This is a genomic window from Ruminococcus intestinalis (assembly GCF_014288065.1).
Lineage (GTDB): Bacteria > Bacillota > Clostridia > Oscillospirales > Acutalibacteraceae > Ruminococcoides > Ruminococcoides intestinale_A.
This window is the reverse complement of the sequence record NZ_JACOPS010000005.1, coordinates 102,765-127,334: the sequence shown is the minus strand read 5'-3', so window position 1 is coordinate 127,334 and position 24,570 is coordinate 102,765. Positions and strand designations below refer to the sequence as shown.

The 24,570-nt window shown below is 38.1% G+C and carries 28 protein-coding genes; 19 read left to right on the top strand and 9 right to left on the bottom strand.

The features are described 5' to 3' along the window. Positions 1-18: 18 nt before the first annotated feature. From H8R91_RS10645 to H8R91_RS10585, 14 genes are all read left to right on the top strand, one after another. Positions 19-834 (top strand): putative RNA methyltransferase, encoded by an 816-nt coding sequence (locus tag H8R91_RS10645; RefSeq protein WP_186936141.1) that lies wholly within the window; start codon positions 19-21, stop codon positions 832-834. A 192-nt stretch (positions 835-1,026) separates the two neighbouring features. After that, positions 1,027-1,455, top strand: coding sequence for a 50S ribosomal protein L13 (gene rplM / locus H8R91_RS10640; protein WP_022234347.1), 429 nt, complete (start codon positions 1,027-1,029; stop codon positions 1,453-1,455). Positions 1,456-1,475: 20 nt separating this feature from the next. Then, entirely contained in the window at positions 1,476-1,877 is a 402-nt protein-coding gene (gene rpsI, locus H8R91_RS10635) for a 30S ribosomal protein S9 (RefSeq protein WP_022234348.1), read from the top strand. Between the two features lie 496 nt (positions 1,878-2,373). Beyond that, positions 2,374-2,955: a xanthine phosphoribosyltransferase gene (locus tag H8R91_RS10630; RefSeq protein ID WP_186936139.1), complete on the top strand. Its 582-nt coding sequence runs from the start codon at positions 2,374-2,376 to the stop codon at positions 2,953-2,955. A 158-nt stretch (positions 2,956-3,113) separates the two neighbouring features. Beyond that, positions 3,114-3,605, top strand: coding sequence for a pyridoxamine 5'-phosphate oxidase family protein (locus tag H8R91_RS10625; protein ID WP_186936137.1), 492 nt, complete (start codon positions 3,114-3,116; stop codon positions 3,603-3,605). 146 nt (positions 3,606-3,751) lie between these two features. Beyond that, positions 3,752-4,774 carry a hypothetical protein gene (locus tag H8R91_RS10620; protein ID WP_186936135.1) on the top strand — a complete coding sequence of 341 codons (1,023 nt, stop codon included), beginning with the start codon at positions 3,752-3,754 and terminating at the stop codon, positions 4,772-4,774. Between the two features lie 28 nt (positions 4,775-4,802). Next, positions 4,803-5,429, top strand: coding sequence for a hypothetical protein (locus tag H8R91_RS10615; protein WP_186936133.1), 627 nt, complete (start codon positions 4,803-4,805; stop codon positions 5,427-5,429). A gap of 548 nt (positions 5,430-5,977) precedes the next feature. Next, the gene (locus tag H8R91_RS10610; RefSeq protein ID WP_186936131.1) at positions 5,978-6,436 is read left to right on the top strand and encodes a signal peptidase I; all 459 of its coding nucleotides are present in this window, start codon (positions 5,978-5,980) and stop codon (positions 6,434-6,436) included. Between the two features lie 122 nt (positions 6,437-6,558). Further along, positions 6,559-7,035: an LURP-one-related/scramblase family protein gene (locus H8R91_RS10605; RefSeq protein WP_186936129.1), complete on the top strand. Its 477-nt coding sequence runs from the start codon at positions 6,559-6,561 to the stop codon at positions 7,033-7,035. 12 nt (positions 7,036-7,047) lie between these two features. Then, positions 7,048-7,176 carry an SAP domain-containing protein gene (locus H8R91_RS12455; protein ID WP_022233817.1) on the top strand — a complete coding sequence of 43 codons (129 nt, stop codon included), beginning with the start codon at positions 7,048-7,050 and terminating at the stop codon, positions 7,174-7,176. Further along, complete coding sequence (locus tag H8R91_RS10600) at positions 7,124-7,624, top strand: DUF6434 domain-containing protein (protein ID WP_366477509.1); 501 nt, start codon at positions 7,124-7,126, stop codon at positions 7,622-7,624. Before H8R91_RS12455 ends, H8R91_RS10600 begins: the two co-directional genes overlap by 53 nt. 135 nt (positions 7,625-7,759) lie before the next feature. Next, positions 7,760-8,521 carry a tRNA1(Val) (adenine(37)-N6)-methyltransferase gene (locus H8R91_RS10595; protein ID WP_186936128.1) on the top strand — a complete coding sequence of 254 codons (762 nt, stop codon included), beginning with the start codon at positions 7,760-7,762 and terminating at the stop codon, positions 8,519-8,521. Then, positions 8,518-9,342: a 16S rRNA (cytidine(1402)-2'-O)-methyltransferase gene (rsmI, locus tag H8R91_RS10590; RefSeq protein WP_186936126.1), complete on the top strand. Its 825-nt coding sequence runs from the start codon at positions 8,518-8,520 to the stop codon at positions 9,340-9,342. The genes H8R91_RS10595 and rsmI overlap by 4 nt, the downstream gene beginning before the upstream one ends. Then, positions 9,342-10,625 carry a bifunctional folylpolyglutamate synthase/dihydrofolate synthase gene (locus H8R91_RS10585; protein ID WP_186936124.1) on the top strand — a complete coding sequence of 428 codons (1,284 nt, stop codon included), beginning with the start codon at positions 9,342-9,344 and terminating at the stop codon, positions 10,623-10,625. The genes rsmI and H8R91_RS10585 overlap by 1 nt, the downstream gene beginning before the upstream one ends. A 47-nt stretch (positions 10,626-10,672) precedes the next feature. Here the strand turns inward: H8R91_RS10585 and H8R91_RS10580 are convergent, their stop codons facing one another. From H8R91_RS10580 to H8R91_RS10565, 4 genes are all read right to left on the bottom strand, one after another. Continuing rightward, a complete protein-coding gene (locus H8R91_RS10580) occupies positions 10,673-10,858 on the bottom strand; it encodes a DUF4250 domain-containing protein (RefSeq protein WP_022233822.1) in 186 nt (61 codons plus the stop codon). 12 nt (positions 10,859-10,870) lie between these two features. Next, positions 10,871-11,728: a helix-turn-helix domain-containing protein gene (locus tag H8R91_RS10575; protein WP_186936122.1), complete on the bottom strand. Its 858-nt coding sequence runs from the start codon at positions 11,726-11,728 to the stop codon at positions 10,871-10,873. Positions 11,729-12,063: 335 nt separating this feature from the next. Then, positions 12,064-13,974: a glycoside hydrolase family 31 protein gene (locus H8R91_RS10570; RefSeq protein ID WP_186936120.1), complete on the bottom strand. Its 1,911-nt coding sequence runs from the start codon at positions 13,972-13,974 to the stop codon at positions 12,064-12,066. A 194-nt stretch (positions 13,975-14,168) separates the two neighbouring features. After that, entirely contained in the window at positions 14,169-14,576 is a 408-nt protein-coding gene (locus H8R91_RS10565) for a DUF6465 family protein (protein ID WP_186936118.1), read from the bottom strand. A 336-nt stretch (positions 14,577-14,912) separates the two neighbouring features. Between H8R91_RS10565 and H8R91_RS10560 the strand changes: the two genes are divergently transcribed. From H8R91_RS10560 to H8R91_RS10550, 3 genes are all read left to right on the top strand, one after another. Further along, positions 14,913-15,839 (top strand): AEC family transporter, encoded by a 927-nt coding sequence (locus H8R91_RS10560; protein WP_186936116.1) that lies wholly within the window; start codon positions 14,913-14,915, stop codon positions 15,837-15,839. 12 nt (positions 15,840-15,851) lie between these two features. Then, the gene (locus tag H8R91_RS10555; protein WP_186936115.1) at positions 15,852-16,868 is read left to right on the top strand and encodes a helix-turn-helix transcriptional regulator; all 1,017 of its coding nucleotides are present in this window, start codon (positions 15,852-15,854) and stop codon (positions 16,866-16,868) included. A 331-nt stretch (positions 16,869-17,199) separates the two neighbouring features. Next, entirely contained in the window at positions 17,200-18,063 is an 864-nt protein-coding gene (locus H8R91_RS10550) for a helix-turn-helix domain-containing protein (RefSeq protein WP_186936113.1), read from the top strand. A gap of 410 nt (positions 18,064-18,473) precedes the next feature. On the opposite strand, the gene H8R91_RS10545 is transcribed toward H8R91_RS10550, so the two are convergent. The 4 genes from H8R91_RS10545 to H8R91_RS10530 all read right to left on the bottom strand — a co-directional run bounded on the left by H8R91_RS10545 (position 18,474) and on the right by H8R91_RS10530 (position 22,292). Further along, positions 18,474-19,178 (bottom strand): DUF421 domain-containing protein, encoded by a 705-nt coding sequence (locus H8R91_RS10545; RefSeq protein ID WP_186936111.1) that lies wholly within the window; start codon positions 19,176-19,178, stop codon positions 18,474-18,476. Positions 19,179-19,335: 157 nt separating this feature from the next. Further along, complete coding sequence (locus H8R91_RS10540) at positions 19,336-20,247, bottom strand: dihydroorotate dehydrogenase (protein ID WP_022234561.1); 912 nt, start codon at positions 20,245-20,247, stop codon at positions 19,336-19,338. Beyond that, on the bottom strand, positions 20,247-20,999 hold the full coding sequence (locus tag H8R91_RS10535; protein WP_186936108.1) for a dihydroorotate dehydrogenase electron transfer subunit: 753 nt from the start codon (positions 20,997-20,999) through the stop codon (positions 20,247-20,249). Before H8R91_RS10535 ends, H8R91_RS10540 begins: the two co-directional genes overlap by 1 nt. Positions 21,000-21,032: 33 nt before the next feature. Further along, positions 21,033-22,292, bottom strand: a complete 1,260-nt coding sequence (locus H8R91_RS10530; RefSeq protein ID WP_186936107.1) for a transglutaminase domain-containing protein — start codon at positions 22,290-22,292, stop codon at positions 21,033-21,035. Positions 22,293-22,436: 144 nt separating this feature from the next. Here H8R91_RS10530 and H8R91_RS10525 point away from each other — a divergent pair, with 144 nt between their 5' ends. Both H8R91_RS10525 and H8R91_RS10520 read left to right on the top strand, forming a co-directional pair. Continuing rightward, the gene (locus H8R91_RS10525; RefSeq protein WP_186936105.1) at positions 22,437-23,651 is read left to right on the top strand and encodes a hypothetical protein; all 1,215 of its coding nucleotides are present in this window, start codon (positions 22,437-22,439) and stop codon (positions 23,649-23,651) included. A 10-nt stretch (positions 23,652-23,661) separates the two neighbouring features. Next, a complete protein-coding gene (locus tag H8R91_RS10520; protein WP_022234557.1) occupies positions 23,662-23,874 on the top strand; it encodes a hypothetical protein in 213 nt (70 codons plus the stop codon). A gap of 89 nt (positions 23,875-23,963) precedes the next feature. Here the strand turns inward: H8R91_RS10520 and H8R91_RS10515 are convergent, their stop codons facing one another. Beyond that, entirely contained in the window at positions 23,964-24,518 is a 555-nt protein-coding gene (locus H8R91_RS10515) for an adaptor protein MecA (protein ID WP_186936103.1), read from the bottom strand. Positions 24,519-24,570 lie beyond the last annotated feature (52 nt).

The following is a 24,570-nucleotide window of genomic DNA, read 5'->3' as shown; positions in this document are numbered from 1 at the left end:
ATGAAAGGCGGTAATAATATGTTGAATTTCTGCTGTCCTGTCTGCAAAGAAGAATTAAAACTTGACGGTCGAACCTACAGATGTATAAATAACCATTGTTTTGACTGTGCAAAGCAGGGTTATGTCAATCTTTTGCAGAGCAACAAATCCAAAAGCAAGCGTCACGGTGACGATAAACTTATGATAGAGGCAAGGACCGAGTTTTTAAATACAGATTCGTACAAGCCGCTGTGTGACCTTATGTGCGAACTTTTGCAAAAATATATTCCGCAAAATGCCTGTGTACTTGATGCCGGCTGCGGCGACTGCTATTATACGGAAAAAATTGAAAAGGCTCTTGCAGAAAAAAACGCAAGTATAGCGGGTATTGATATTTCAAAATTTGCTCTTATTGCAGCGGCAAAGCGCAGTAAAAATATTCGTTTGGCTGTAGCAAGCGTATTTGCTTTGCCGACAGCGGATTTTTCCTGCGACGCGGTGCTTAATGTATTTTCACCTTTTGCGCCGGAAGAATACAACCGAGTTTTAAAAAGGGGCGGAGTGCTTTTGCGTGTAATTCCGCTTGAAAATCACCTTTTTTCTCTCAAAAAGGCGGTATACGATAATCCGCTGAAAAATCCCGAAGAAAGCACAGAGATTGACGGGTTTATTCTTGCCGAAAGCAAAGAACTTAAATACAGCATAACGCTTGACGATAACAGAGAAATTGAAAGCCTTTTCAAAATGACTCCGTACTACTACAAAACCTCTCGCACCGACCAGCAAAAGCTGGAGAAATTAAACTCACTTACGACCGAAATCGAATTTTGCGTGCTTGTCTATAAAAAGCTGTAATCGTGATAAATACTAAGGTTTTAGAAAAATATTTTTTGAAATTACGCATTAGCATAAGAGAGTATAAAAGAGAATATAAGCGAATTTTAAAGTTTGTTTAACGGTAAATTAAATTTTTGCAAAAAAGTGTTGACAATGCAAAATAAATGTATTATAATTCTAAGGCACAAGTAAATTACAGGAGGATTTGTTATGTCAACATATTTAGCTAAAAAAAGCGAAATTGAACGCAGCTGGTATGTAATTGATGCAGCAGGCAAGCCACTTGGTAGAGTTGCTACTCAGGCAGCAGTTCTTTTAAGAGGTAAGCACAAAGCAACATTTACACCAAATGTAGATTGCGGCGATCATGTAATCATCATCAACTGCAAGGACGCTGTATTAACAGGCAACAAGCTCACTCAGAAGAAGTGGCAGCGTCATACAGGCTATATCGGCCATCTTAAAGAAACAAGATACGATACTCTTATGGCTACAAAGCCAACAAAGGCTATGGAGCTTGCTGTTAAGGGTATGCTTCCAAAGAACACACTCGGCAGAGATGCTTTGCTCAGACTCAGACTCTTTGAGGGTGCAGAACACAATCATCAGGCTCAGAAGCCTGAAATGGTTGAAGCTTAAAAGAAGGAGGCAAATTAATAATGTACGATAAGACACCTTATTTTTACGGCACAGGCAGAAGAAAAAGCTCTGTTGCAAGAGTAAGACTTTACCAGGGTACAGGCAAAATCACAATCAACGATCGTGACATCGACGATTATTTCGGTCTTGAAACACTCAAGCTCATCGTTAGACAGCCTCTCGCCTTAACAGAAACAGATCAGAAGTTCGACATCGTTTGCAGAGTAGCAGGCGGCGGCGTTACAGGTCAGGCAGGTGCAATCCGTCACGGTATTTCCAGAGCACTTCTTCAGTACGATTCAGAGAACCTTCGTTCAACACTTAAGAAGGCAGGCTTCTTAACTCGTGACCCAAGAATGAAAGAGCGTAAGAAATACGGTCTTAAAGCAGCTCGTAGAGCACCACAGTTCTCAAAGAGATAATCTTTGTTATACTCGCTTTTTACAGCCTTTGCAATTTGCAAGGGCTGTTTTCTTTTGTCCCACAGTGGTATCCTCACAGCTTAGCTGTTGCGGTAAAAGCTAAAAACAGTCCACCGGACTGTTTTCTTTACGCTTTCACAGTTCTCAAAGAGATAATCTTTGTTATACTCGCTTTTTACAGCCTTTGCAGTTTGCAGAGGCTGTTTTCTTTTGCCCCACAGTGGTATCCTCACAGCTTAGCTGTTGCGGTAAAAGCTAAAAACAGTCCACCGGACTGTTTTCTTTACGCTTTCACAGTTCTCAAAGAGATAATCTTTGTTATACTCGCTTTTTACAGCCTTTGCAGTTTGCAAGGGCTGTTTTGTTTTATCAAATACTTTTTAGGCCTTTTATTTTCTTAGAAATAAGTATATAATTTATAATATTATGCATTTTATGCATTAAAAATTTCTTTGCGGACAAGGCAAGGAAACATAAAGGAAAGAGATGAAATGCTATGAATTTTTTGGAAGAGAGAATTGTAAAGGACGGAATTGTTAAAGAGGGCAATGTTCTCAAGGTTGACAGCTTTTTGAACCATCAAATGGATATTGATTTGTTCAACCGAATGGGTGCGGAATTTAAGAAAAGATTTGCGGGAAAAAATATAAATAAAATAGTCACCATTGAGGCATCGGGCATAGGTATTGCCTGCGTTGCGGCTATGCATTTTAATGTGCCGGTTGTTTTTGCAAAAAAAGCGAAAAGCATTAATATTGACGGCGATATGTACATAGCAGAGGTTGAGTCTTTCACTCACAAATGCAAAAATCAAGTGATTGTTTCTAAGAAATTTTTAAGCGAAAACGACCATGTTCTTATTATTGACGATTTTCTTGCCAACGGTTGTGCTTTGCAAGGTCTTATTTCTATTATAAATCAGGCAGGCGGCACGGTAGAGGGCATTGGAATTGCAATTGAAAAAGGTTTTCAGAACGGCGGCAATATAATTCGCAATCTCGGCTATCAGCTTGAATCCCTCGCAATCGTAGATTCGATGGACGCAGCAACAGGCACTGTTAAATTCAGGGAACAATAAATAAAAATCCAACCCCGACAGGCGATTAAAATACGGCTTGTCGGGGTTAAGTTTTTTCAGCACCAAGTGCCTACAAAATAAATAATAAGAATACATTATATTTGTTGATTTGCAATAAAGAAAATTTTTGTTATAATAGTAGCAACGGAGGCGGTAAAATGTTTCGTAAAATGAGAAGATTTAAACAACAGCTTAGTAACGATGAGGCTTTGAAAATATTAAAAAACTGCAAAAGCGGTGTGCTTGCCGTGAGCGGTGATGACGGCTACCCATATACTGTTCCGTTGAACTTTGTATATAAAGACGGCAAGATTTACTTTCACTGTGCAAACAGCGGTCATAAACTTGACGCAATTAAGCAAAACAAGAAAGTTTCTTTCTGTGTTATTGAAAAAGATGAGGTCGATTCGGAAAAATTGACAGCTTTGTTTAGGAGTGTTGTAGTTTTTGGTAAGGCCGAAATTATGGAAAATAAAGAGAAAATCAATTCGGCAATGCTCTCTTTCGGCTTAAAATATAACAATGATATTAATGCGGTGAAAAAGGAAATCGAGCGTGAACGGAGCGGACTTTGCTGTGTTGAAATCACGATTGAACATATAACGGGAAAACAGGCGATAGAGCTTGTAAAGACTAAAACTATATTGTAATTATGTTTATATTATAAAATAATTTTAATGTAATTTTGTAGTAATGTTAAAATTTATAATTTTTGTGTTGACAAAGCCAAAAAAGAATAATATAATAATCGCAACAAGTTAGTCTTAACTAACTCAATTTTTATGGAGGAATATTTATGAAAAAAAGAACTAAATTATTATCAGCTGTAACTGCCGGTACAATGGCACTTGGTGTAATGTGCTTTGGCTTTGCGCAGTGGAGTACAGAAATTTCTGCAAACGGCACAGTATCTGCAAACGGAAAGTGGGATGTAAAAATTACTGATGCTTCAATTACTAAGATCAGCAACGGTGTTACACCTTCTTTGGAAGCTGTGACGGTTGAACAAACTGCTCAGGTTGTAGAATACAATGTTATTTTAAAATATGTTGGTGGTGTGAACGATCCTAACAGCAAGCCTAACGGCGCATATATGTATGTAATTGACGATAAAAATCCTCAAACCGTAAACATCACTAAAGATGAATTAGCGGAGTTTACTGCACAACTTATGATTCCGAGAGATAAAAGATATTACACAACTGCCGTTATTCCGGGTGATAGCGGTCTTACAAACTTTAAAGTGGATGTTGATGAAAGTAAATTATCTCTTATTAATTATTACAGACCAAATGTGCTTGACACAACTACATATTCATTACATTTAAATGATGACGGTGCCAATGAGGGTGTTGTTGTAGGTAAAGCTATCGGTTGGTTAATCGGTGGATTTTATAAGGATCTTGACGGTAGCGTTCAGCTTACTTATAAAGCCGCAAATGCTGCTTTGGAAAATGCCGAAAGTTCAACAACTTATCCGGCACAGTTTACTGATACAACAGCGGATTACGGTAATGTAAACTTTAGTATTGATGATGCTTGGGCTGAATATTCACTTACAATTACAAATAACGGTACGGTAAATGCAAATCTTTCAAATTGTAAATTTAATATTACAGAACTTTCTGACGAATTTGTAGTTGATACACCGAATCTTAATAATAAAGTGCTTGCTCCGGGTGAGAGTTGCACTGCTACATTTGTTGTAAAAGTGAATTCAGAAGGCGAGCTTTCTGCTGATGCACAACCGTTCTCAGTAGAACTCACTTATGTTCAGGATACAGTAGATGAAGCGCCAAGTGCAAGTGTTTCAAAATAAAATATACTTATCAGCAGGGTGAGAAATTATGAAAAAGATAAACTTTTTCTTTTTAAATAGAATAGCTCTGATTTTTCCTATCCTTTTTGTATTCTTATTTCTGTACTCTGCTACTGTAAATGCATATACCGATACCTCTAAAGATTATGAGGTATCGGTGAGCAGAGCAGAAATACAATCGGAATATGGCATAGTAGGAGAAAACAGTATATTATTTGATAAAAACACTATTTTCCCAAAACTTGGTGATTTTAAATTCCCGGGAGCATATGCCCAAATTTATATTGAAGTTAAGAATGCAGGAAATTCTCCTGTAACCCTTGCAGATTTATATGTTGAACAACCTTCGCTTGATTATATTGAATTAATTATGCCGGAGTTTGAGAAAAACGAAATTCTTATGCCGAATGACAGCAGTGGCTTTTCAATTATAGTAAGATGGCGCAATGATTCAAGCTACAATACCGAAAATAAAGAAAACGGAAATTTCAGCTTTAAATTATTGTACACTTCTGAAAATGATAAGGATGTAATTAATAATACAAGTGTAAAAACAGGCTTTGAAAAGTTTGAAATTCTATGTTTAGCTGCAGTGATTTTAATTTCATTTGTTATTTATATCGCATCTTCAATATACAAAAATAAATTAAGGTAAATATTATGAATGATTTTTTAAAGTTTATAAAGATTAATGTTTTTCTAAAAGAAAAAAATTCCAGAAAAGATTGCGTTTTGTGGAGCTTTGTTTTTTCCGTACTTCAACTTAGTCTTTTGTATTCAGGCGGCTTTGTTTTAGGTTTTTGTAAAAATGATTACCTGAACACAGTTGATGCTTTAAAAAATTTTTTACTTACCTTTTGTGTAGTATTAATGACCGAGCTTTTTAGAGCAATCGTAATTTTTGTTTTAAAAAAAGCTCGGTTTAACAAATATGTAAATTATATATTTACTGCGATTTCTTTTGCTGTTTTCAATTTTGTGATTCTTTACTATAGTGGTGCTTATGGTGACAGTACAATAAATTTTGTAATGTATGGGTTTCTTGCGTTGATAAATTCATTGTTACTGACAGCTTTATGTTATAAGAGCGGTGCGTTGGCATCATTTTTGTTTTCTTTTATTACTGAAGTTTTGATAATAATTATTCCTTTTAAACCCGTTATAAACGAAAAAATGGAATTATTTATAAAGATATTGCTTTGTATGATTTTTCTTATAACTCTTGATTGTGCATTTTCAAAAGAAAGTGTTGATAAAAAGCGAAATTATGTAAGCAGAAAAATACACAATGCATTTACAATGGCCGGAGTTGCGGCGTTGTGTTTTGTAATTGCTTTTATATGCGGATTTTTAAGTGTTTCCCCTGTATCTGTTGCTACAGGTAGTATGGATCCCGAAATAAAAATAGGCGATGTTGTAATTGTATCTAAAAATGATAAAGATATTTCAGTAGGAGATATAATTCAATTTAGGAGAAACGGTAAAACTGTAATTCATAGAATTATATCCGAGCAAAAACAGACTGAAAATACAGTTTATATTACTAAGGGTGATGCAAACAATACAGCGGATGACGGATATGTAACAGAAGATGACATAGTAGGAAAAGTTATTTATTCAGTGCCGAAAATCGGTTATTTGACTTTATGGCTTCACTCGTAAAAACGGTTCTCGCTTAGAGAGCTGTTTTTTTATTGTAATAAAAAAATTGCTATGCTATAATATTTGTAAATTACAGATTGAAATGAAATATTGATTAAAAAACGGAAAGACGGGTATTTAAAATGAAACTGTTAATTAAACAAAGAGTTTTTTCGTGGACGGATACTTACGATGTTTATGATGAGTATGACGAGCCGAAATATTTTGTTAAGGCTGAAATGTTCAGACTTACGCATCAGATTCATATATATGACAGAAATCGCAATGAAATCGGTATGATTAAACAGCGATTTTTTACGCTTATGCCGACTTTTGATATAGAAATAAACGGACAGCCGTTTGGCAGTATTGAGAAAAAATTTACCTTTTTTAAACCGAAGTATAACCTCGACTACAACGGTTGGCGCTGTGAGGGCGATTTTATGTCTTGGAACTACAGCGTTTACGAGGCTTGCAGTATGGTTGCGCAGATTTCAAAAAAGCTGTTCCGTTGGGGAGATACTTATGTTATCGACTATGCAGACCCGAGAAACGAAATTTTGGTGCTTATGCTCGCAATTGCAATAGACGCCGCAAACTGTACGCAGAATAATAATTAAGTGAGGCATTGTATGAGCGATAGACCGAAACTCGACAAAAATCTTGACGGCAAGACATTCAGAGAGTTTTATTATTTAAAGGAAGAACTTGTCGATTTTTGTCGCCGATACGGTTTACCGACATCGGGCGAAAAAACTTGAAATAACCGAGAGAATAGCACATTTTCTTGATACAGGCGAGGTTATCGCCGCAAAGAAAGTTCAGAAAAAGTCGCAGATAATCGGCAACATTACAACTGACACGGAAATTGAGCCGAATTTTGTTTGCTCGGAAAAGCACAGAGCGTTTTTTAAGGAACATATCGGCAACGGATTTTCTTTTAATGTTGCATTTCAGAAGTGGCTAAAAAGCAATTCGGGCAAAACTTACGCCGATGCGATTACTGCGTATTATCGGATACTTGAAGAAAAGAAAAGCAGTAAGACAAAAATTGACAAGCAGTTTGAATACAATACATATATAAGGGATTTCTTTGCCGATAATCGGGGCAAGAGCCTTGACGAGGATATTAAGTGTTGGAAATATAAAAAGCAGTTGCCGGGACATAATCGTTATGAAAAAAGCGACCTTGATGTATTGGATAAATAATTTATTGCACTTCAAACAGTAAGGTTTATATTGCTTTTTATTGAAGTTTTACCCTTACAGTAGTATAATAAAAATGTTAAGCTAAATTTTACAAGGAGAGGGCAGAGGGCAAAACTTTCCTTTGCCGATTGTATAATGGAGAATTTGCACCTTGAGCCGTTGGGCAACGGCATTGAAATATATGTTACCAAAAGCTACAGATATTCGACAGACACTATTTTGCTTGCGAATTTTTCAAAGCCCGCAGGCAGTAAAAAATGTGCGGAACTTGGCACAGGATGCGGTACGATTCCGCTCTTGTGGTGCAGGGACAATAAAAACTTAAAAGTAGACGCTGTTGAAATTCAGGAAAACGCCTGTACGCTTGCTCAAAAAAGCGTTGAACACAACGGGCTTTGCGACAACATAAATATTGTGAATGCCGACTTGTGTGACCTTAAGGGCAAGCTGAATTTTGGCTGTTATGATGTTGTTGTGTGCAATCCGCCATATAAAATCGGCGGAGGAGGAATCAAAAATCCGACTTCGGCAAGGCTGATTGCAAGGCACGAAAGCGAATGTACGCTTGATGACATTTGCTCGGCGGCATCAAAGCTGCTGCAGTTTGGCGGCAGATTTTATATGTGTCAGCGCCCCGAAAGATTAGGCGATGTTATGGAGTCTATGAGAAAATTTGACATAGAGCCAAAGACCCTGCGACTTGTACAGCAGAGAGTGTCAAAAGCGCCGAAACTGTTTTTGCTTGAGGGCAGACGAGGCGGAAAACGGGGCTTTTTAAATGTACTGCCCACACTTTTTATAGAGGACGAAAGCGGTAATTTTTCAAAAGAAATGCTTGAAATTTACGGAAGCTACAAATCAGATCATTTAGAAAATACAGAGGACAACAAGCTATGAGCGGAATTTTATATGTTACGGGTACACCGATAGGCAACCTTTCCGACCTGTCGCCGAGAGCGGTGGAAACTCTTGAATCGGTAGATTTTATTGCGGCGGAAGACACGAGGGTTACGCTGAAACTTTTAAATCACTTTGGCATAAAAAAGCCGATGGTCAGCTATTTTGAGCACAATAAAAGAGAGCGTGGAGAGATTATCTGCGCAAGAATAGAGCAGGGCGAAAACTGCGCCATCGTTACAGATGCGGGTATGCCGTGTATTTCGGATCCGGGCGAAGATTTGGTAAAGCTGTGCGAGGAGAGGGGCATAAAAACGGTTGTTATTCCCGGACCGAGTGCGGTTATTTCTGCGCTTGCCGTTTCGGGCCTTAGCACGGGAAGATTTACTTTTGAGGGCTTTTTGAGCGTGAATAAAAAGAGCAGATCAGATCATTTGAAAAGCCTTGCAAACGAGCACAGAACAATGATTTTTTACGAAGCTCCGCATAAATTGCCGCAGACTTTGCGTGATTTGTATGCAAGTTTTGGCGACAGAAAACTTACAATTGTGCGTGAGATTACAAAAATTCACGAGGAAGTTATCCGTACCACAACAAAAAATGCGGCGGAAAATCTAAGCGACGGCAGTGTTAAAGGTGAAATTGTACTTGTGCTTGAGGGTGCGCCGCAGATTGACGATACCGAAGAATTTACCCTTGAGTATGCGGTTGAAACCGCTAAGAAGTTGATTGAAAACGGCGCAAGGGCAACAGATGCCGCAAAAGAGGCGGCGGCGCTGACAGGTTTTAAAAAGAATGAAATTTACAAGGAGCTGATCTGATGACATACGAACAGGCTATTGAAAAAATACATTCACTGCTGACATTCGGTTCTCGTCCCGGACTTGACCGAATGAGAATTTTTCTCGAAAAACTCGGCAATCCGCAGGATAAACTAAAGTATATTCACATTGCGGGTACTAACGGCAAAGGTTCGGTTTGTGCAATGCTTTCGGCTGTGCTTGTTGAGGCAGGTTACAAAACAGGTCTTTTTATCTCTCCGTATATAACGGATTTTCGAGAGAGAATACAGATTAATAACCGTATGATTTCAAAGGAAATGCTCACCGAGGCGGTGGAGAAAACATTTCCGATTATTGAGGAATTGCGTAATGACGGCGTTATTATTACAGAGTTTGAGTATGTAAACGCTTTGCAGTTTTATATTCACGCAAACGAGAAATGCGACATTGTTGTGCTTGAAACAGGTATGGGCGGACTTCTTGACTGTACAAATACAATTTTGCCGCCGCTTTGCTCGGTAATAACAACTATCGGACTTGACCATACGGCAATTCTCGGCAACACTATCGAAGAGATTGCGTGGCAAAAGTGCGGTATTATAAAAAACGGCTCGATTGCCGTTACTTCCAAGCAGGAAGAAAACGCAATGAGCGTGATTGAATGTACTTGTAAAAGCAGAAATGTTGAACTTTTCAAAAGTGAAAGTGCAAAAATAAAAGTGATTTCAGAAAGCCTTGAAAGCACTGTTTTTGAATATGACGGTACAGAGCTTGAATTGCATTTGATTGGCGAACATCAGTTGGAAAATGCAAAAACCGCATTGACCGCATTAAAAGCACTTTGCGACAGCGGTAAAATCATTGTAAGCAAAAATGCATTAAAGGCAGGTATGGCAAAGGCGGTAAATCCCGCAAGACTTGAACTTATGGGCAAAAATCCCGTAGTTTTGCTTGACGGAGCACATAATCCAAACGGAATTGAGGCGCTTAGCAAGGCGGTCAAAAAGTATCTGCCAAATCAAAAGCGGCTTTGCCTTATGGGTATGCTTGCCGATAAGGACAGTGCAAGCTCAATCAATCTGCTTGAAGGACTTTTTGAAGAAGTGTTTACGGTAACGGTCAACAATCCGAGAACTTTATCTGCAGAAGAACTTGCCGAAAAATGCAAACAGCATTTTCCGAAAGTTGAGGCATTCGATAATAACAAAAAGGCTCTCGAAACGGCGCTTGATAAGGCAAAAAATGAAAATATGCCGCTCGTTATCTGCGGTTCGCTTTACCTTGCAGGCGAGCTAAGACCGTATTTATCGGAGAACGGTTAAAAAAACGCCCGACTTCGGCTTTCACTGAAATCGGGCATTTTTTAGTTTTATACAAATTTATTAAGCTCTGCGTTGTAGGTATAATCTATGGCGGAGAGCTTTTTTACGATTTCATCTTTACTGATGTTTGCGTCTTCGCAAAGAGCATCAAGCGACGGATAGAAATCTCTTAACTTTGTGTTAATAAAACTTAATAAAATCATTGGGTCTGACGGTAAATTTAATTCTGACATAATGTCCTCCTGTTAATCGTTTTTATTTTTAAAGAATGAGCATATCCAATAGTAAAGCGGAATGGTGAGAAAAACTACCCAGCCGACTGTCCATCCGCCGAATATGTTAAAGTATCCCATAAGAATGTATGCCATTGCCGCAAGCACGGGAAAGGCAAAGTGGTCTGCCTTGCGTTTGTAAATTGCATCAACAAGCGAATAGTAAAGCGGTATTGTCAGCAAAACTATCCAGCTAAGCGCCCAGCCAAAGCATAAACCGCTGAATCCCCACCAAAGGAATACAACAAGCGCTATAGCGAAAAAGGGAAACGAATTCCAAAATTTTTTATGCTTTCCTCCTGTAAACATTTCGTCGGTCATATCGGCATCGTGCATTATATGACCGTCTTTATCGGTATAAACTCTCTGTTTTCCGTTTTCGTTTACAAACACTCCGTCCTTGCCTATATCAACCTTAGTGCCGTCTTTGTTTTGTACATGTATTCCGTCTGCAAAGCTGATGTGTACCTTGTCGCCGTTTTTCGCATCAACATGGATTCCGTTTTTAAAAGATACTTTATCCGCTTTTATATACTCTGTACCCTCATCGCCTGTGGGTATTTGTGTGTTGTCTGCGCTTTCCCCCGATACGGTTTCCTGCTCGGCTTCGGATTTTGAGGAATTGTTCGATTCTCCTTTTAAAAGTTCGTCAAGCGATACTCCGTAAATTTCGGCAAGCAATATTAGGTTGTCAGTGTCGGGAGATGCCTCTGCCCGTTCCCATTTTGACACCGCCTGTCTGCTTACTCCTATTTTATTTGCAAGTTCTTCCTGACTTAAGTTGTGTTTCTTCCTGTATTGTAAAAGTCTGTTTGCTGTTTCTATGTCCATATTTCCTCCTTTGAGAGTTTGTGACGATCGTTCTGCCTCTCACTTTATCCAAATTATACACCGCAACCACTGTTTTTTGCAATACATTTTAGTTTTCATTTCCGCAACCGACGGTTGCATAGAAAGTTTTGCATGCAATATTGCGTTAATAATGTATATAATTGCTAATGTGTCAATATTGTTAGCTTGACATAATTAATAATATTGATAAACGATGATTACTCGTTTTATTGGCGCTAACCGCCGCAAAGGGCAGACTTAGCAATCGGAAAAAAGACTATACAAACAACAAATGACAGCTATCAATAAATAATAGCTGTCATTTTTATTTTAAATCAACCTATATAAGTAAGGTCTTCGGTGTTGAGTTCGCTTGTACGCATTGCAGGTTTGCAAAGCGGAATTTGTTTGCCTTTCTTAATAAAGAGAGGTACTTCGTTAAGTGCAACTTCAATGAAGTGTACGCCCTTTTCCATAGGCTTGGTTTCTGCATTTTCGCCGCTTAGTTTAACAAAAGTCATATCTTCAGGGAGATATACATATCTGCCGCTTACATTCTGCTCATAAACAGGGCAAATCATACATTCGTTACCGAGCATAACCTGTGTTTCACACTCTCTTGCCATTTTATCGTCGGGATAATCAAAAGCAAGCGGGCGGAAAATCATATCGTTGTTTTCGCTTGCCTTTTTAAATGTATAGTAAAGATAAGGGATAAGTCTGTAGCGAACGGTTACAACATCTCTGAAATCTTCGGAGTTTTCAAAGTTGTAACATTCCTGGTTTACTGTACCGAGAGCCGAATGGTTACGCATAAGAGGGGTAAATACTCCGAGAGCAAGGAAACGGAGAACGAGGTCACGAGTTGCGTTTTCGTTAAAGCCACCGAGGTCGGCGCCGCAATAGAGGAAACCGCACATATTTGCCGATGGGAGCATCTTAAGATTTAAGAGAATGTGTGACCACCATGAATGGTTGTCGCCAAACCAGATACCGCTTGAACGGTGTGCACCGATGTAAGAGGCTCTTGAGAACATAAGAATTTTGCCGTCGCCGAATTTCTTTGCAAAGTGTTCTCCTGCGGCTCTTGTCATATTTGCGCCGTAAATGTTATGAACTCTGTCATGGCAAACAGGCTTGCCGTCAATCATATGATAGATGCTTGAGTAATCCTCGGGGCTGTTGGAAAGTCCGAGGAAAGTATCTTTGAGGTTAAAGAATTTTGAAAGGTCGAGGTTTTCGCCCTCAAGTGATTTTGCTTTATTAAGCGCTTTTTCAAGTCCTTTTGTTGAATAGAAAATAGCCGGCTCGTTCATATCGTTCCAGAAACCGTCAATGCCTGCGTCTGTAAGTCTGTCGTATTTTGCGCCGAACCAGTCACGAACTTCTTTCTGCATAAAGTCAGGGAAACCTACAATACCCGGCCATACGCCGCCTTCAAAAATCTCGCCGTCCTCGGTTTTGCAGAAGTAATCGTTTTCAACGCCTTCTTCGTAAACATCGTAGCCTGCTTCTTTTTTTACACCTGCGTCAATGATAGGGATAAGATGAATACCTTGCTCCTTCTTTTCTTTTACATATTCTGCAAAATTCGGGAATTTGTCTTCGTCAACTGTGAAGTCCTTGTAGTCTTTCATATAGTCAATGTCAAGATATACGCAGTCGAGCGGAATCTTTGCATCATTATAACCTTTGATTACGCCGTCAACGGCAGCTTTGTCGGGATAACTCCAACGGCTCTGCTGATAACCGAATGCCCAGAACGGCGGAATGTAACTCTGACCGATTGCACTGCGGAACTCTTTTACAATGTCAATCGGCTTATTGCTCTCGTTTTCGATAATGTAGATGTCAAAATCTGTACCGTCAACAGTGATTTCTGTGCGGCTTGGTTTTGTGTAACCGATGTCCCAACGGATTTTTGCGGGGAAATCAATAAAAATACCGAAAGTCTTGCTGCCGTTTAACATAAGAAAGTTGTGTGCGGCGTAGAGTGAACTTTTTGTTTCTGTGTGGAATGGGTCATCGCTGCAAAAACTTTCGTAAATCCAGCCACGCTTGTTAATTCCTCTCGGCGCTTCGCCAAGACCGAAAACTATGTCGCTGTCCTGCATATCAAAGCTAAAAATGAATTTGCCGTCAATGATTTTGTAATCAACCGGGAATTTATTTATGTCGATTCCGGCAAAATCTTTTACAACAGCGTCTGTACGGATAGGGGTGCCGCTTGTGTACTTTGTAATCATTTAATATCGCTCCTTTGTAATGAAATTATTACCTCGGTATGACCGTCTGTGCCAAGGATTTGATACATTTTCATTATATAGGGAGAATTGTAAAAAATCAATCTAAATATTAAATATTCACTACAATATTAAAGAAAAAAACAAAAAAGAGCCATACTTAACAGTATGACTCCTAAAATTTCAGTAATTTTTAATTAGCAGAAGAATACATCCATTGAACTTTCTTCGCCGTCGGCAACAAAGTAAGCTTTGTTTTCGTCAGGCTTGAGGTAAATTGAAATTTCCTTTACATCTTTACCGTATGTAGCTTTAACATTATTAATAATGTCTTCTACCGAGTTCTGCTTGTTGTTAAACTCAACAAAAAAGTTTACCTTTGTTTCAGTTTTAACTTCTGCAGGGGCTTCAGCCTTTGTCTTAGCAGCCTTTGCTGCGGCAGCTACGGCAGCAGGTTTCTTTGGAGCAACCTTTTTAGGTGCGGTTTTCTTTACAGGAGCTTCCTTTACGGGAGCAGTTTCTTTTACAGCAGTTGCAGTAGCCTTTGTTTCTACCTTTGCATCCTTGGCAGCTGCCGATTTTGTAGCAGTTCTTCTTGTTGCCATTGTAAAATCCCTCTTTCTTAAAATATAAATAAATACATAAAATCACTGTGAAATAATAAAAACAACTATTTTTATTTATATATATTATACAATTCAAAGTACAAAAAGTCAATAAAAGCAAATAATTTCAGCGGATAATACATATTTGTAAAATTATTTGCTTTTCATTGGTTAGTTTGCACCATATGCTCGACATAATTTTGTACAAAATGATATTTTTCTATGATATTAATTTTTTATATACCTCCAAAATTCAGCTGTATTACTGCGTAAGCATTGAAAAAATGAGTTATTGTGCTATACTTAAATGTGTTTTATTTTTAGGGGGAAAAGGAAATGTTAGAAAACTTTATTGTAGTTGCACAACAGGTACTTGTGCTGTTTATTTTGATTTCGTTGGGCTTTGCTTGCGGTAAGAAAAAAATCATTACCGATGTATCCGCAAAGCATATAAACAACCTTGTTTTGTATTTTGTTACACCGTGCGTTATGGTGTCTGCTTTTCAGCGTGATTTTACACCTGAACTTTTGGGCGGACTCGGAATTATGACGATTTGCGCAACAGCCGTTATGGCTGCAACCATACTTTTGGTAAGCCTTATTTTTAAGGGTAAGGACAGCAAAAAAAGAGTGTTGAGATTTGCAACAGTTTTTTCAAACTGTGCGTTTATGTCGTTCCCGTTGCAGGAGGCTGTGCTCGGTGATGACGGTTTGTTTTACGGCGCAGTGTTTGTAGCTGTGTTCAACATTCTTGTATGGACATACGGACTTGTATGTATGAGCGGAGATATTAAAGAAATTTCTGCCAAAAAGCTGATTACCAACCCGGGTATTATCGGTGTTGTAATTGCGATAATTATTTTTGCGCTTAACATAAGGCTTCCGTATATGATAGGTCAGCCTGTTGAATATATGGCGGCTTTAAATACACCGTTGCCGATGATGATTATAGGATACTACCTCTCCGAGGCAGACCTTAAAAAAGCATTTTCAAATGTATCTGTTTATGTTGCAATGGGATTAAGACTTGTTTTGGTACCTGTTATAACCGCAATTGTGCTTTATCTGTGCAAGGTGGAAACAACTCTTGCGGTTGCCTGTGTAATCGCATCTGCCGCACCGACTGCCGCTACAACTACAATGTTTGCGGTAAAATACAATAAAGATACCGAACTTTCGGTAAGTATTGTGGCGGTTACTACGGTATTTTCAATCATAACTATGCCGCTTGTAATTGCGTTTGCGCAAACACTGACAGCATAAACGGAGGATATTATGCCAAAATCATCGGGACAAAAGCTTAAGCTTTTATATCTGCGTGACATTCTTCTGAAGAGAACCGACGATAACCACGGAATGACTGCGACTGAAATTATTGACGCATTAAGTGAATTTAATATAAAGTCCGAGCGAAAAAGTCTTTACGATGATATCAGCTCTCTCCAAATGTACGGACTTGACATTGAAAAAATCAAATCAAATACCACAAGGTATTATGTCGCTTCAAGAGATTTTGAGCTTGCGGAGCTTAAACTGCTTGTCGATGCAATTCAAAGTTCAAAATTTATTACACGCAAAAAAAGTATGGAGCTTATCGAAAAAATTGAGGGACTTGTAAGTAACTTTCAGGGAAAAGAACTTAAGCGTGATGTCTTTATTACAAACAGGGTAAAAGGTCTTAACGAAAAAATATATTATGTTGTCGATACACTGCAAACTGCGATTTCCAATGACCGAAAGGTCAGCTTTTTGTATATGAAGTGGGACATAGGGCAGGGTGCAAATATTGTAAAAACCGCAAGGCGTGACGGCAAGAGATATGTAATTTCACCGATATGGCTTTGCTGGGACGACGAAAATTATTATATGATAGGTTACGACAGCGAGGCGGATAAGATAAAGAATTACCGAGTAGATAAGATTGAAAGCGTTGAAGTACTTGAAGACAAGCGTGAACCTAATGACGAAATACAGAAATTTGACGGCGCCGAATATACAAGAAAGATTTTCTCGATGTACGGCGGAGAGGAATTTGAAGTTACAATGCTTGTTAATAACGAACTTGTAGGCGTAATTGCAGACAGGTTTGGTGACGATATTTTTATTGTAAAAGAAAACGATAATCAGTTCAGGTTCAGTGCGAAAATTTCAATAAGCAGTCAGTTTTATGCCTGGGTATTCGGACTGGGCGGAGGTGTTAAAATCTTGTCACCGCAAAGGGTGGTGGACGGAGTTAAAGAACATCTTAATTCTGTAAATAATAATTATTCGGAAGATAATAATGACAACTGACAATGTCTGATTTTTAAGCTTTATATATACAAAGTTGTTTTTATGGCAGTGATTTTTGTTTTATTGAAAATCACTGCCGCTTTTTGATATAATAATAATCATACGCACAAAATATAAAATTTTATTATAGTAAAATTTTATTGTAATAAAGATATTGAGTATAATTAATTAAAAATTATGATAATAAAAGATAACAAAAAGTAAAATTTTACATTCGGATGAATAATTTGTATAATTTTGCTTTATTTTGTTCTGTATTGTATTGACAATAAAACATTTTTGTATTATTATATTTGTAAAACAAAATAATATTATTAAAGGGGTAATATCAGTGGCAATAAGATTTTTGAACTCTGTAACATCTACAAGTTCAAGCTTTCGAGTTTCGTGCGGAGAGCTTGTTGTAGATGATTTATGGAGCGTTCATCACGAAGTAGAGATGGGTGTTGTCAGGAGCGGTTCAATTACAATTGAAACCGCAATCGGTGTTGAACAGCTCAACAAAGGCGATATTTTCTTTATCGCACCAAACCAGAAGCACAGATTTGACAACAACAACAATGTGTATATTGAGATTATGCTTTTAAATCTTAATGACGGCGCAAATCTTACACAGCAGTTTATTCCGAATGCAATTATAAAGAGCATAGTAGGCGGAAACTGTACTAAGTTTTTCTCTTTTAAGCCGGGGGAGGATTACTACAATAATGTTTACGAGTGCCTTGAATCTGCTTTTAGGGCAGAGGTTGACAAGCCGAGAGGATTTTATCTTCTGGCAACAGGTAAATTTTATGAACTTTACTATTATTTGTTTGCGTCAGAAAAGTTAGAAATTTACGATATTGAAACACAAGGCAAAAAGGATAGGGCTTTGCGCAGAGTTACAGAGTATATCAACGAGAATTTCTGCAATCTGCTTACTCTCGACATTATTGCAGAGCACACAAACTTGAGCAGATATTACATTTCACATCTGTTTAAAGAGCTTTTGAACACAACTTTCATTAATTATCTTAATGAACTTCGTTTGTCAAGAGCGGCACTTTTGCTTACAACAACCGATACTCCTGTTATTGAAATCGCAGGAAAATCAGGTTTTAATAATATTTCTAACTTTAACAGAGCGTTCAAGATGTACTACGGCATTACACCGTCAAAGTACAGAAAATCAGAGCGCAGTAAAGCTAAGGTTTAAAATTTTAATTTAACAGGCAGTCAGTCTTATGGGGTTATAGAAACTGACTGCCTGATTTTTTATGTTTTTTATTAAAAATTGGGGTAATTTATGGTTTAGCGGAATATTCGTAAAACAATTATAAAAGTTTGGTCAACCTTTAAAAAGGCTTGACCTAAAATTTTTAATTATTTCCCTGTCATTTAGAACATAACTGTTTATTATAAAAACAAAAAGCAAAAGCCCGACCGAAGTCGAGCTGATTGCTTATAAAAAAGAGAGAGGAAAATATCTATGAAAAAAAGAGTTATTAGCTTTGTAATGTAAGTTTTATCAGTAGTTATCTTACACATATATAATACCATACGAACAGTGACAACAGTGTGACAAAATATTGGTAGTTTTCCGAAATTTAAACATTTTTTTAGAAATTAATCAAAAATATCGTTTGTCGGGTTAGATTTGACCTTTTTGTGTACTTTCAGAGTGTTGTTATTGTCGCAAAAAGCAATGAAAACTTCGCTTGTTTTTATATTTTGCTTTTTGAGTTCTTTTTTTAACCACTCAATATTATTTCCCGTGGCTTTAAGATTTCTTTCCAAAACCTTGCCGTCCTGTATCACTACCGCCTCTACACCGGATTGAAGAACCGTAATTTTCATATCATCGGGAGTGAGCGGTCGATTTTTGTCTTTAGGTAAAATTGAAAGCTGACCGTTGCTTTCAAGGATAACGGTTTGTATCTCATCAAAATTAAAATATCCCTTTGAACGGCACATTACCAAAATTTCATTTATATCTATCTTTGCGGTACTTAAGTTTTTGTTGTAAAATTTGCCGTTATCGTAAATTATAATAGATTTGCCCGTAATGAATCTTCTTAGAAGAAGCGACTTTTGCGATAGGAAAGTCAACATAATTGCTATAAGCGAGTAAATAACCATAGCCATTACACCGTCGTAAATATCGGTAAATTCGCCTGTCGCCAGTTCGGCGGCGATTGAACCTATTGTAATACCGTTGATGTAGTCAAACATATTAAGCTCTGACATCTGCTTATTTCCCATCAGCTTTGCAAGCAAAAACAGGACTGTAAGCGAGATCGGTGCGGTTATAAATACTCTGAAAAAATCCATAATAACCTCCTGTGCTATGGTTATTATGGATTTCTTTTTTTATTTTATTCGTTTTTGAATTTTATGTTAGGCGATTTATGATTTAGCTGAGGAATTTCGTTTAAATGATTTAAAAATTCAGGTCAAGGTTGACCAAACTTTTATAAAACCTTACCGATTACCAAGGCTTGATTGTGCCTGTGAGTTCTGTAACGCTCTTCATACCGTTTTTATCAAGGTATTCGTTAATTCCCTCGGCAATTTTAATCGGTGCGTATGGGTCAGAGAAGAATACTGTGCCAATCTGTAATGCGCTTGCACCTGCAATCATCATTTCAACTGCGTCTTGCCATGTGCTGATGCCGCCCATACCGATAATCGGAATTTTAACGGCATTAGAAACCTGCCAAACCATTCTTACTGCAACGGGGAACACTGCAGGGCCGCTCATTCCGCCTGTATTGTTGCGGATAATCGGGCGCTTTGTGTTTATGTCTATTCTCATACCTGTTAGTGTGTTAATCATTGAAATTGCGTCTGCGCCGTTTGCCTCTGCCGACTTAGCAATCTCGGCAATATCTGTAACATTCGGACTTAGCTTTACAATAAGCGGTTTTGTGCAGTGCTTTCTTACCGCACTTGTAATTGAACCTACCGATTCACAGCTTGTACCGAACTGAACGCCGCCGCTCTTTACATTAGGGCAGGAAATATTCATTTCTATCATATCAACATCAGTTGAAGAAAGTTTTTCTGCCATTTCGCAGTATTCTTCCGGTGTGTTGCCTGCAATATTTGCGATAACTCTTGTGTTTTGCTGTTTAAGCCAAGGAAGATCATCGTTTATAAATACATCTACGCCCGGATTTTGAAGTCCGACGGCATTTAAAATACCCGACGGAGTTTCTGCGATTCGTGGCGGTGGGTTGCCGTCACGCCTTTTTAAGGTAATTCCCTTGCACGAAATACCGCCAAGTTTTGAAAGCGGATAAAATTCGCCGTACTCCTTACCAAATCCAAATGTGCCCGAAGCGGCGATAAGCGGATTTGAAAACTCTACTCCGGCAATTTTTACAGATAAATCAGCCATTAAAATACAACCTCCTCTGCGTTGAATACAGGTCCGTTTTTGCAGACATGCTGCATAATTTCTTCACCGTTCTTGCGTACCTTAACGGCGCAGACAAGACAAGCGCCGATTCCGCAAGCCATTCTTTCTTCAAGTGAAATCTGACAAGGCTTGTTAAATTCTTTGCAAACTTGAGCAATTGCCTTAAGCATCGGGGTAGGACCGCAGGCGCAAACCTCGTCAACTTCATTTATCTTTTCTTTAAGTACATCTGTAACAAATCCGTGTACGCCTGCACTGCCGTCGTCTGTTGTAAGTACAAGCTCGGCACCTGCATTTTTAAAATCATCTTGTAATATAATAAGGTCTTTGTTACGGAAACCCGTGATAACAAGCGGATTTTCGGTTTGCTTTGCTGTATAGAGCATAGGAGGAACACCAATGCCGCCGCCGATAAGGCAGTAGCGCTTGCTTTTTTCAATATTAAAGCCGTTGCCAAGCGGAGCAAGAATATCTACAGCTTCACCCTTTTTCATTTCGGACATAATCTTTGTGCCCTCGCCCTTAACCTGGTAAACAAGGCGGAGTACGCCGTTTTCGCTGTCGCACACCGAAATAGGTCTGCGCAGAGTTTTTGACGGAACATATACATGGGCAAACTGACCGCATTTTGCAAGCGGTGCAAGTTCATCATTTTTTACACGCATATCAAAAATTCCGTCTGCAATTTCTTCATTTGACAAAAGCTCAAAGGCTTTAACATCATATTTCATATATTTCTCTCCTTTTGCAACAGAATGATTTATTTAATTAATATAGTTTAACACTATGGTAATAACACGCAGGGTATCGTTTTTATATGCATAGCTTGAGGTGTCAAGCTCGACTTCTCCCCAAAGTATATTGTTGGCGCTTTCAATGTAGTTTACTACATAACCGTCTTGTACAAGTGTTGAATAAGCGTCTTCAAAGTCAAGACTGTCATCAACAATTATGTTGAAATAATTGTCACCGTTTACGGCGGAATTTGCAAGTGCATTTGAAATTGTATTGTCATTTTCTTCATCAAACGCATAGAGGATAGGTGCAGTTTGATTATAATAATTGTACTCGGTAGAATTACATTCGGGCACATAGAGGTTGCCGATAAGGTTTTCGTCGTTATTATAATTATCGGGTTCTATTTCATCAAAAAGGTCATCTGCCCTGTGAGAGGAATACATTTGCTCGTCTGTAAGATTAAAGTAGTAGTAGTTGGAAAACTCATCTTCCGAGTCGTTCCATGTTACATCGACCTGATACCAATTACCGTCAATTTTTGCGCAGTTCCATTCGTGTCCGACATCACCGGTCATTCCTGCAATACTTACACATTCAATGCCGAGTTTGTTGCACAAAAGCTGAAATGCCCTGGCATATCCTTCACATATGGCTTTGCCGTCAACAAGAACTCCGTAGGCGTTACTGACATTTCCTTTTGTGTTATTGTTGTAGGCAGCCTCGTCATCATATACGCAATTTGCAATAATATAATCGTTGACATACTTTTCACGCTCATACTCCGAAGAATACATAGTTGCGTTGTTTACAAAGTCGTTGAGTGCCTCGTTAAATTTTTCTTTTTGTGTTTCAAGCGTTGTGCCTGAAGAAATAAAGGAAAGTTCTACATATGTTGAACCGTCGTAATCGTAGTAAGAAAATGTGTTTTTTATCCAGAATATATCGGGGTGGTCGTTTTTAAAAGCTATTATTGCCTCGTAAATATCTTTTTGCGTAAGCGTGCCCGTACATTGTATTTCTGCGGGAACGGGTTTTTGACATTCGTTTTCAATTTGTGCGTAAAGATTTTTAATGTGTTCGTTTGTTATTGCCGAATAGCTGTACGATGTTTGCTTCGGCTCCGGTATCTCTGACAAAAGCGCTTCACTTTCGCTTGTCGGCTTAAAATCAGAATTGTCGAAAATCTTAAATTTAAAAGAACAGCCGGCAATTGAAAAACATAGCGCCAAAGGCAAAGCAACCGCAAGTGCTTTCTTTGCAACAGTCTGTATTTTATGGATGTTCAAAAAATCATCTCATTACATATAATATATCATTTATAATTTTACTTTATTTTGGCTTTATAGTCAATTCAAAATTTATTTTTTGAAAAATTGTTGCAATTAGTGCAACTTTTAGGATTTTTTTATGCATAGTTGGAGGTGAATAATTTGATTATTTTTAACAAAGAAAAGTACGAGGGTATTGCCGCAGAAGATAATGCGGGGATTGTGGGCGAAAACCTTGTGAGTAAAGTTGAATTTACGGTGAATGGTTTTGTCGGCAAAAATACGATTGCCGCAATTCATTTAAGATTTAAAGACGGCAGTGTAAACACGGTTGCACCGCAAACCGTAAAAACTGTTAACAACAGCACATATATAATGTGGAAAATCGGGAAAAACGATATTTTCTGTCACGGCTGGGTTGAGGTTCAGCTTGAATTAAGAGAGGAGGAAACCACTTTGCAGACCGATATTGTAAGATTGTTTGCGGGAGAATCCATACCGATTGAGGACAAGGGATTCACCAATCCCAACAGCGAAACGCTTGCATTGAGAGATGAGGCAAAAAAATGTTGGGATAAAATTGCAGAGCAAAATAAGCAGATTGAAAACAATATAAAAGTTATTGCCGACAGCGACATTACTCTTAAAGAAGAAAAAGCAAATAAGGTTACGGTTAAAGCTGATGTTACGGAAGAGAGCTATCCGAGTGTTGCATATCTTGAAAACTATTATTATGATTATGATGATGTTGATGATGAGATACAAAACCTTAAAAGCAGTATCGATACAAAGCTTAATTTAAAAGCGGATAAGGCGGATACTCTTGCCGGTTACGGAATTACAGATGCTTATGATAAAACATATATAAACAGATCATTAAACTATAAGCTTGACAAAAAGCCATTCGATGCCGTACCTACAGTGAATAGTCCTAATTATATTACAAGTGGTACGTTATATAACAGTGTTAATTCGCTTAGGCAGACCGTTGTGCAGAACAAAGCCGATATAGAAAAATCGCTTGCAAACAAATATGATGCGGCGAATAACGAAATCGGTTCGGGAGAATTATCTCCGGCGCAGACAATTTATGAGGGCAGTGAGGGAAACTTCGTTTACGCAAAGAACGGCGACGCAGTTACTGTGTCTGTAAATATTACAAGTATGTTGGCGGATAAAAACTATTTACAAATGTCGGGTTTGCCGTTCCCGTCAAAAGCAGAAAGTAGACTTGCAAGTATTGCCGTATATTCTACAAAGAATAACTTGCGTAATGTGAGAATAGACGGTTCGTGGATTTACATAAGTGCACCGTCCGATAAATTTGTTGAAGATGAAAAAATGAATTTTGTTGTTACATATATTATTCGCAGATAGGAGGATTAAAATGGAGGTTACAGAAAAAATTACGCTTGATATGCTTACAAAAGAGGGAGTGAGCGTGTTAAGACAGAAATTTATAAACATTAACGATGTTGAGGTACAGGTTGGTGAAAATGTCCGCAATGCTTTTACAAACTGTGAAGATGACAGAAAAATTTTAAAAGAACAGCTTTCGGAAGATTACTACAACGCAGTTATGGCAGTCTGGGGACTTTAAACATCACAAAAGCGCAATCGTGTTGCAGACGATTGCGCTTGCTTTTTTTGTTTGAGTGATTTTGTTTAGCAGGTATGCATAGTATAATTTTACAAACATTTTCCAATAACGGCAATTGCGTTTGAACGACAGATTTCTTGTGCATTTTCCCGCAGATTTGCGGCAAAAATATTATCGCCGCACCGTACACCGTATTCGTGCAAAATACGCTTAAATCTTTTTGGTACTGCCGGATAATCAAAAATAAGGTAGTAAACTCCGTCTTTTTCATAGGCAGAATTTTTGTTGCAGCACACATTCTGTTTGTAAAGCAACTGGATTACATCAAGAAAATTCTTGCTGTTGCCCACATCGTAGCAGCTGCATTTTTTACCGTTTTGCAGTCTGTATTTTTTCCTGTTTTTATCCTCAACCGTCAGCAGCAGCATACAACCGTCAACAGTCGGAAGCGCCTCCACAATCATTCGTTTATCTTTTATTTCTATATCTGTTTTAAAACAGGCTATCTGCAAAATTCGCATAAGTATCTTTCTGGAATGGCTGTCATACAGGCTTAAAGTATCATAATCAAGCGAAAAATCTCGCATATCTTCATCGCAGAGAGTTATCAGTATTTTATTGCTTTTTATTTTATCAATCGTCAAAAAATCTCCCTCCTCACATTGTGCTTTGCCGCAAAATTATTCTTATATATAT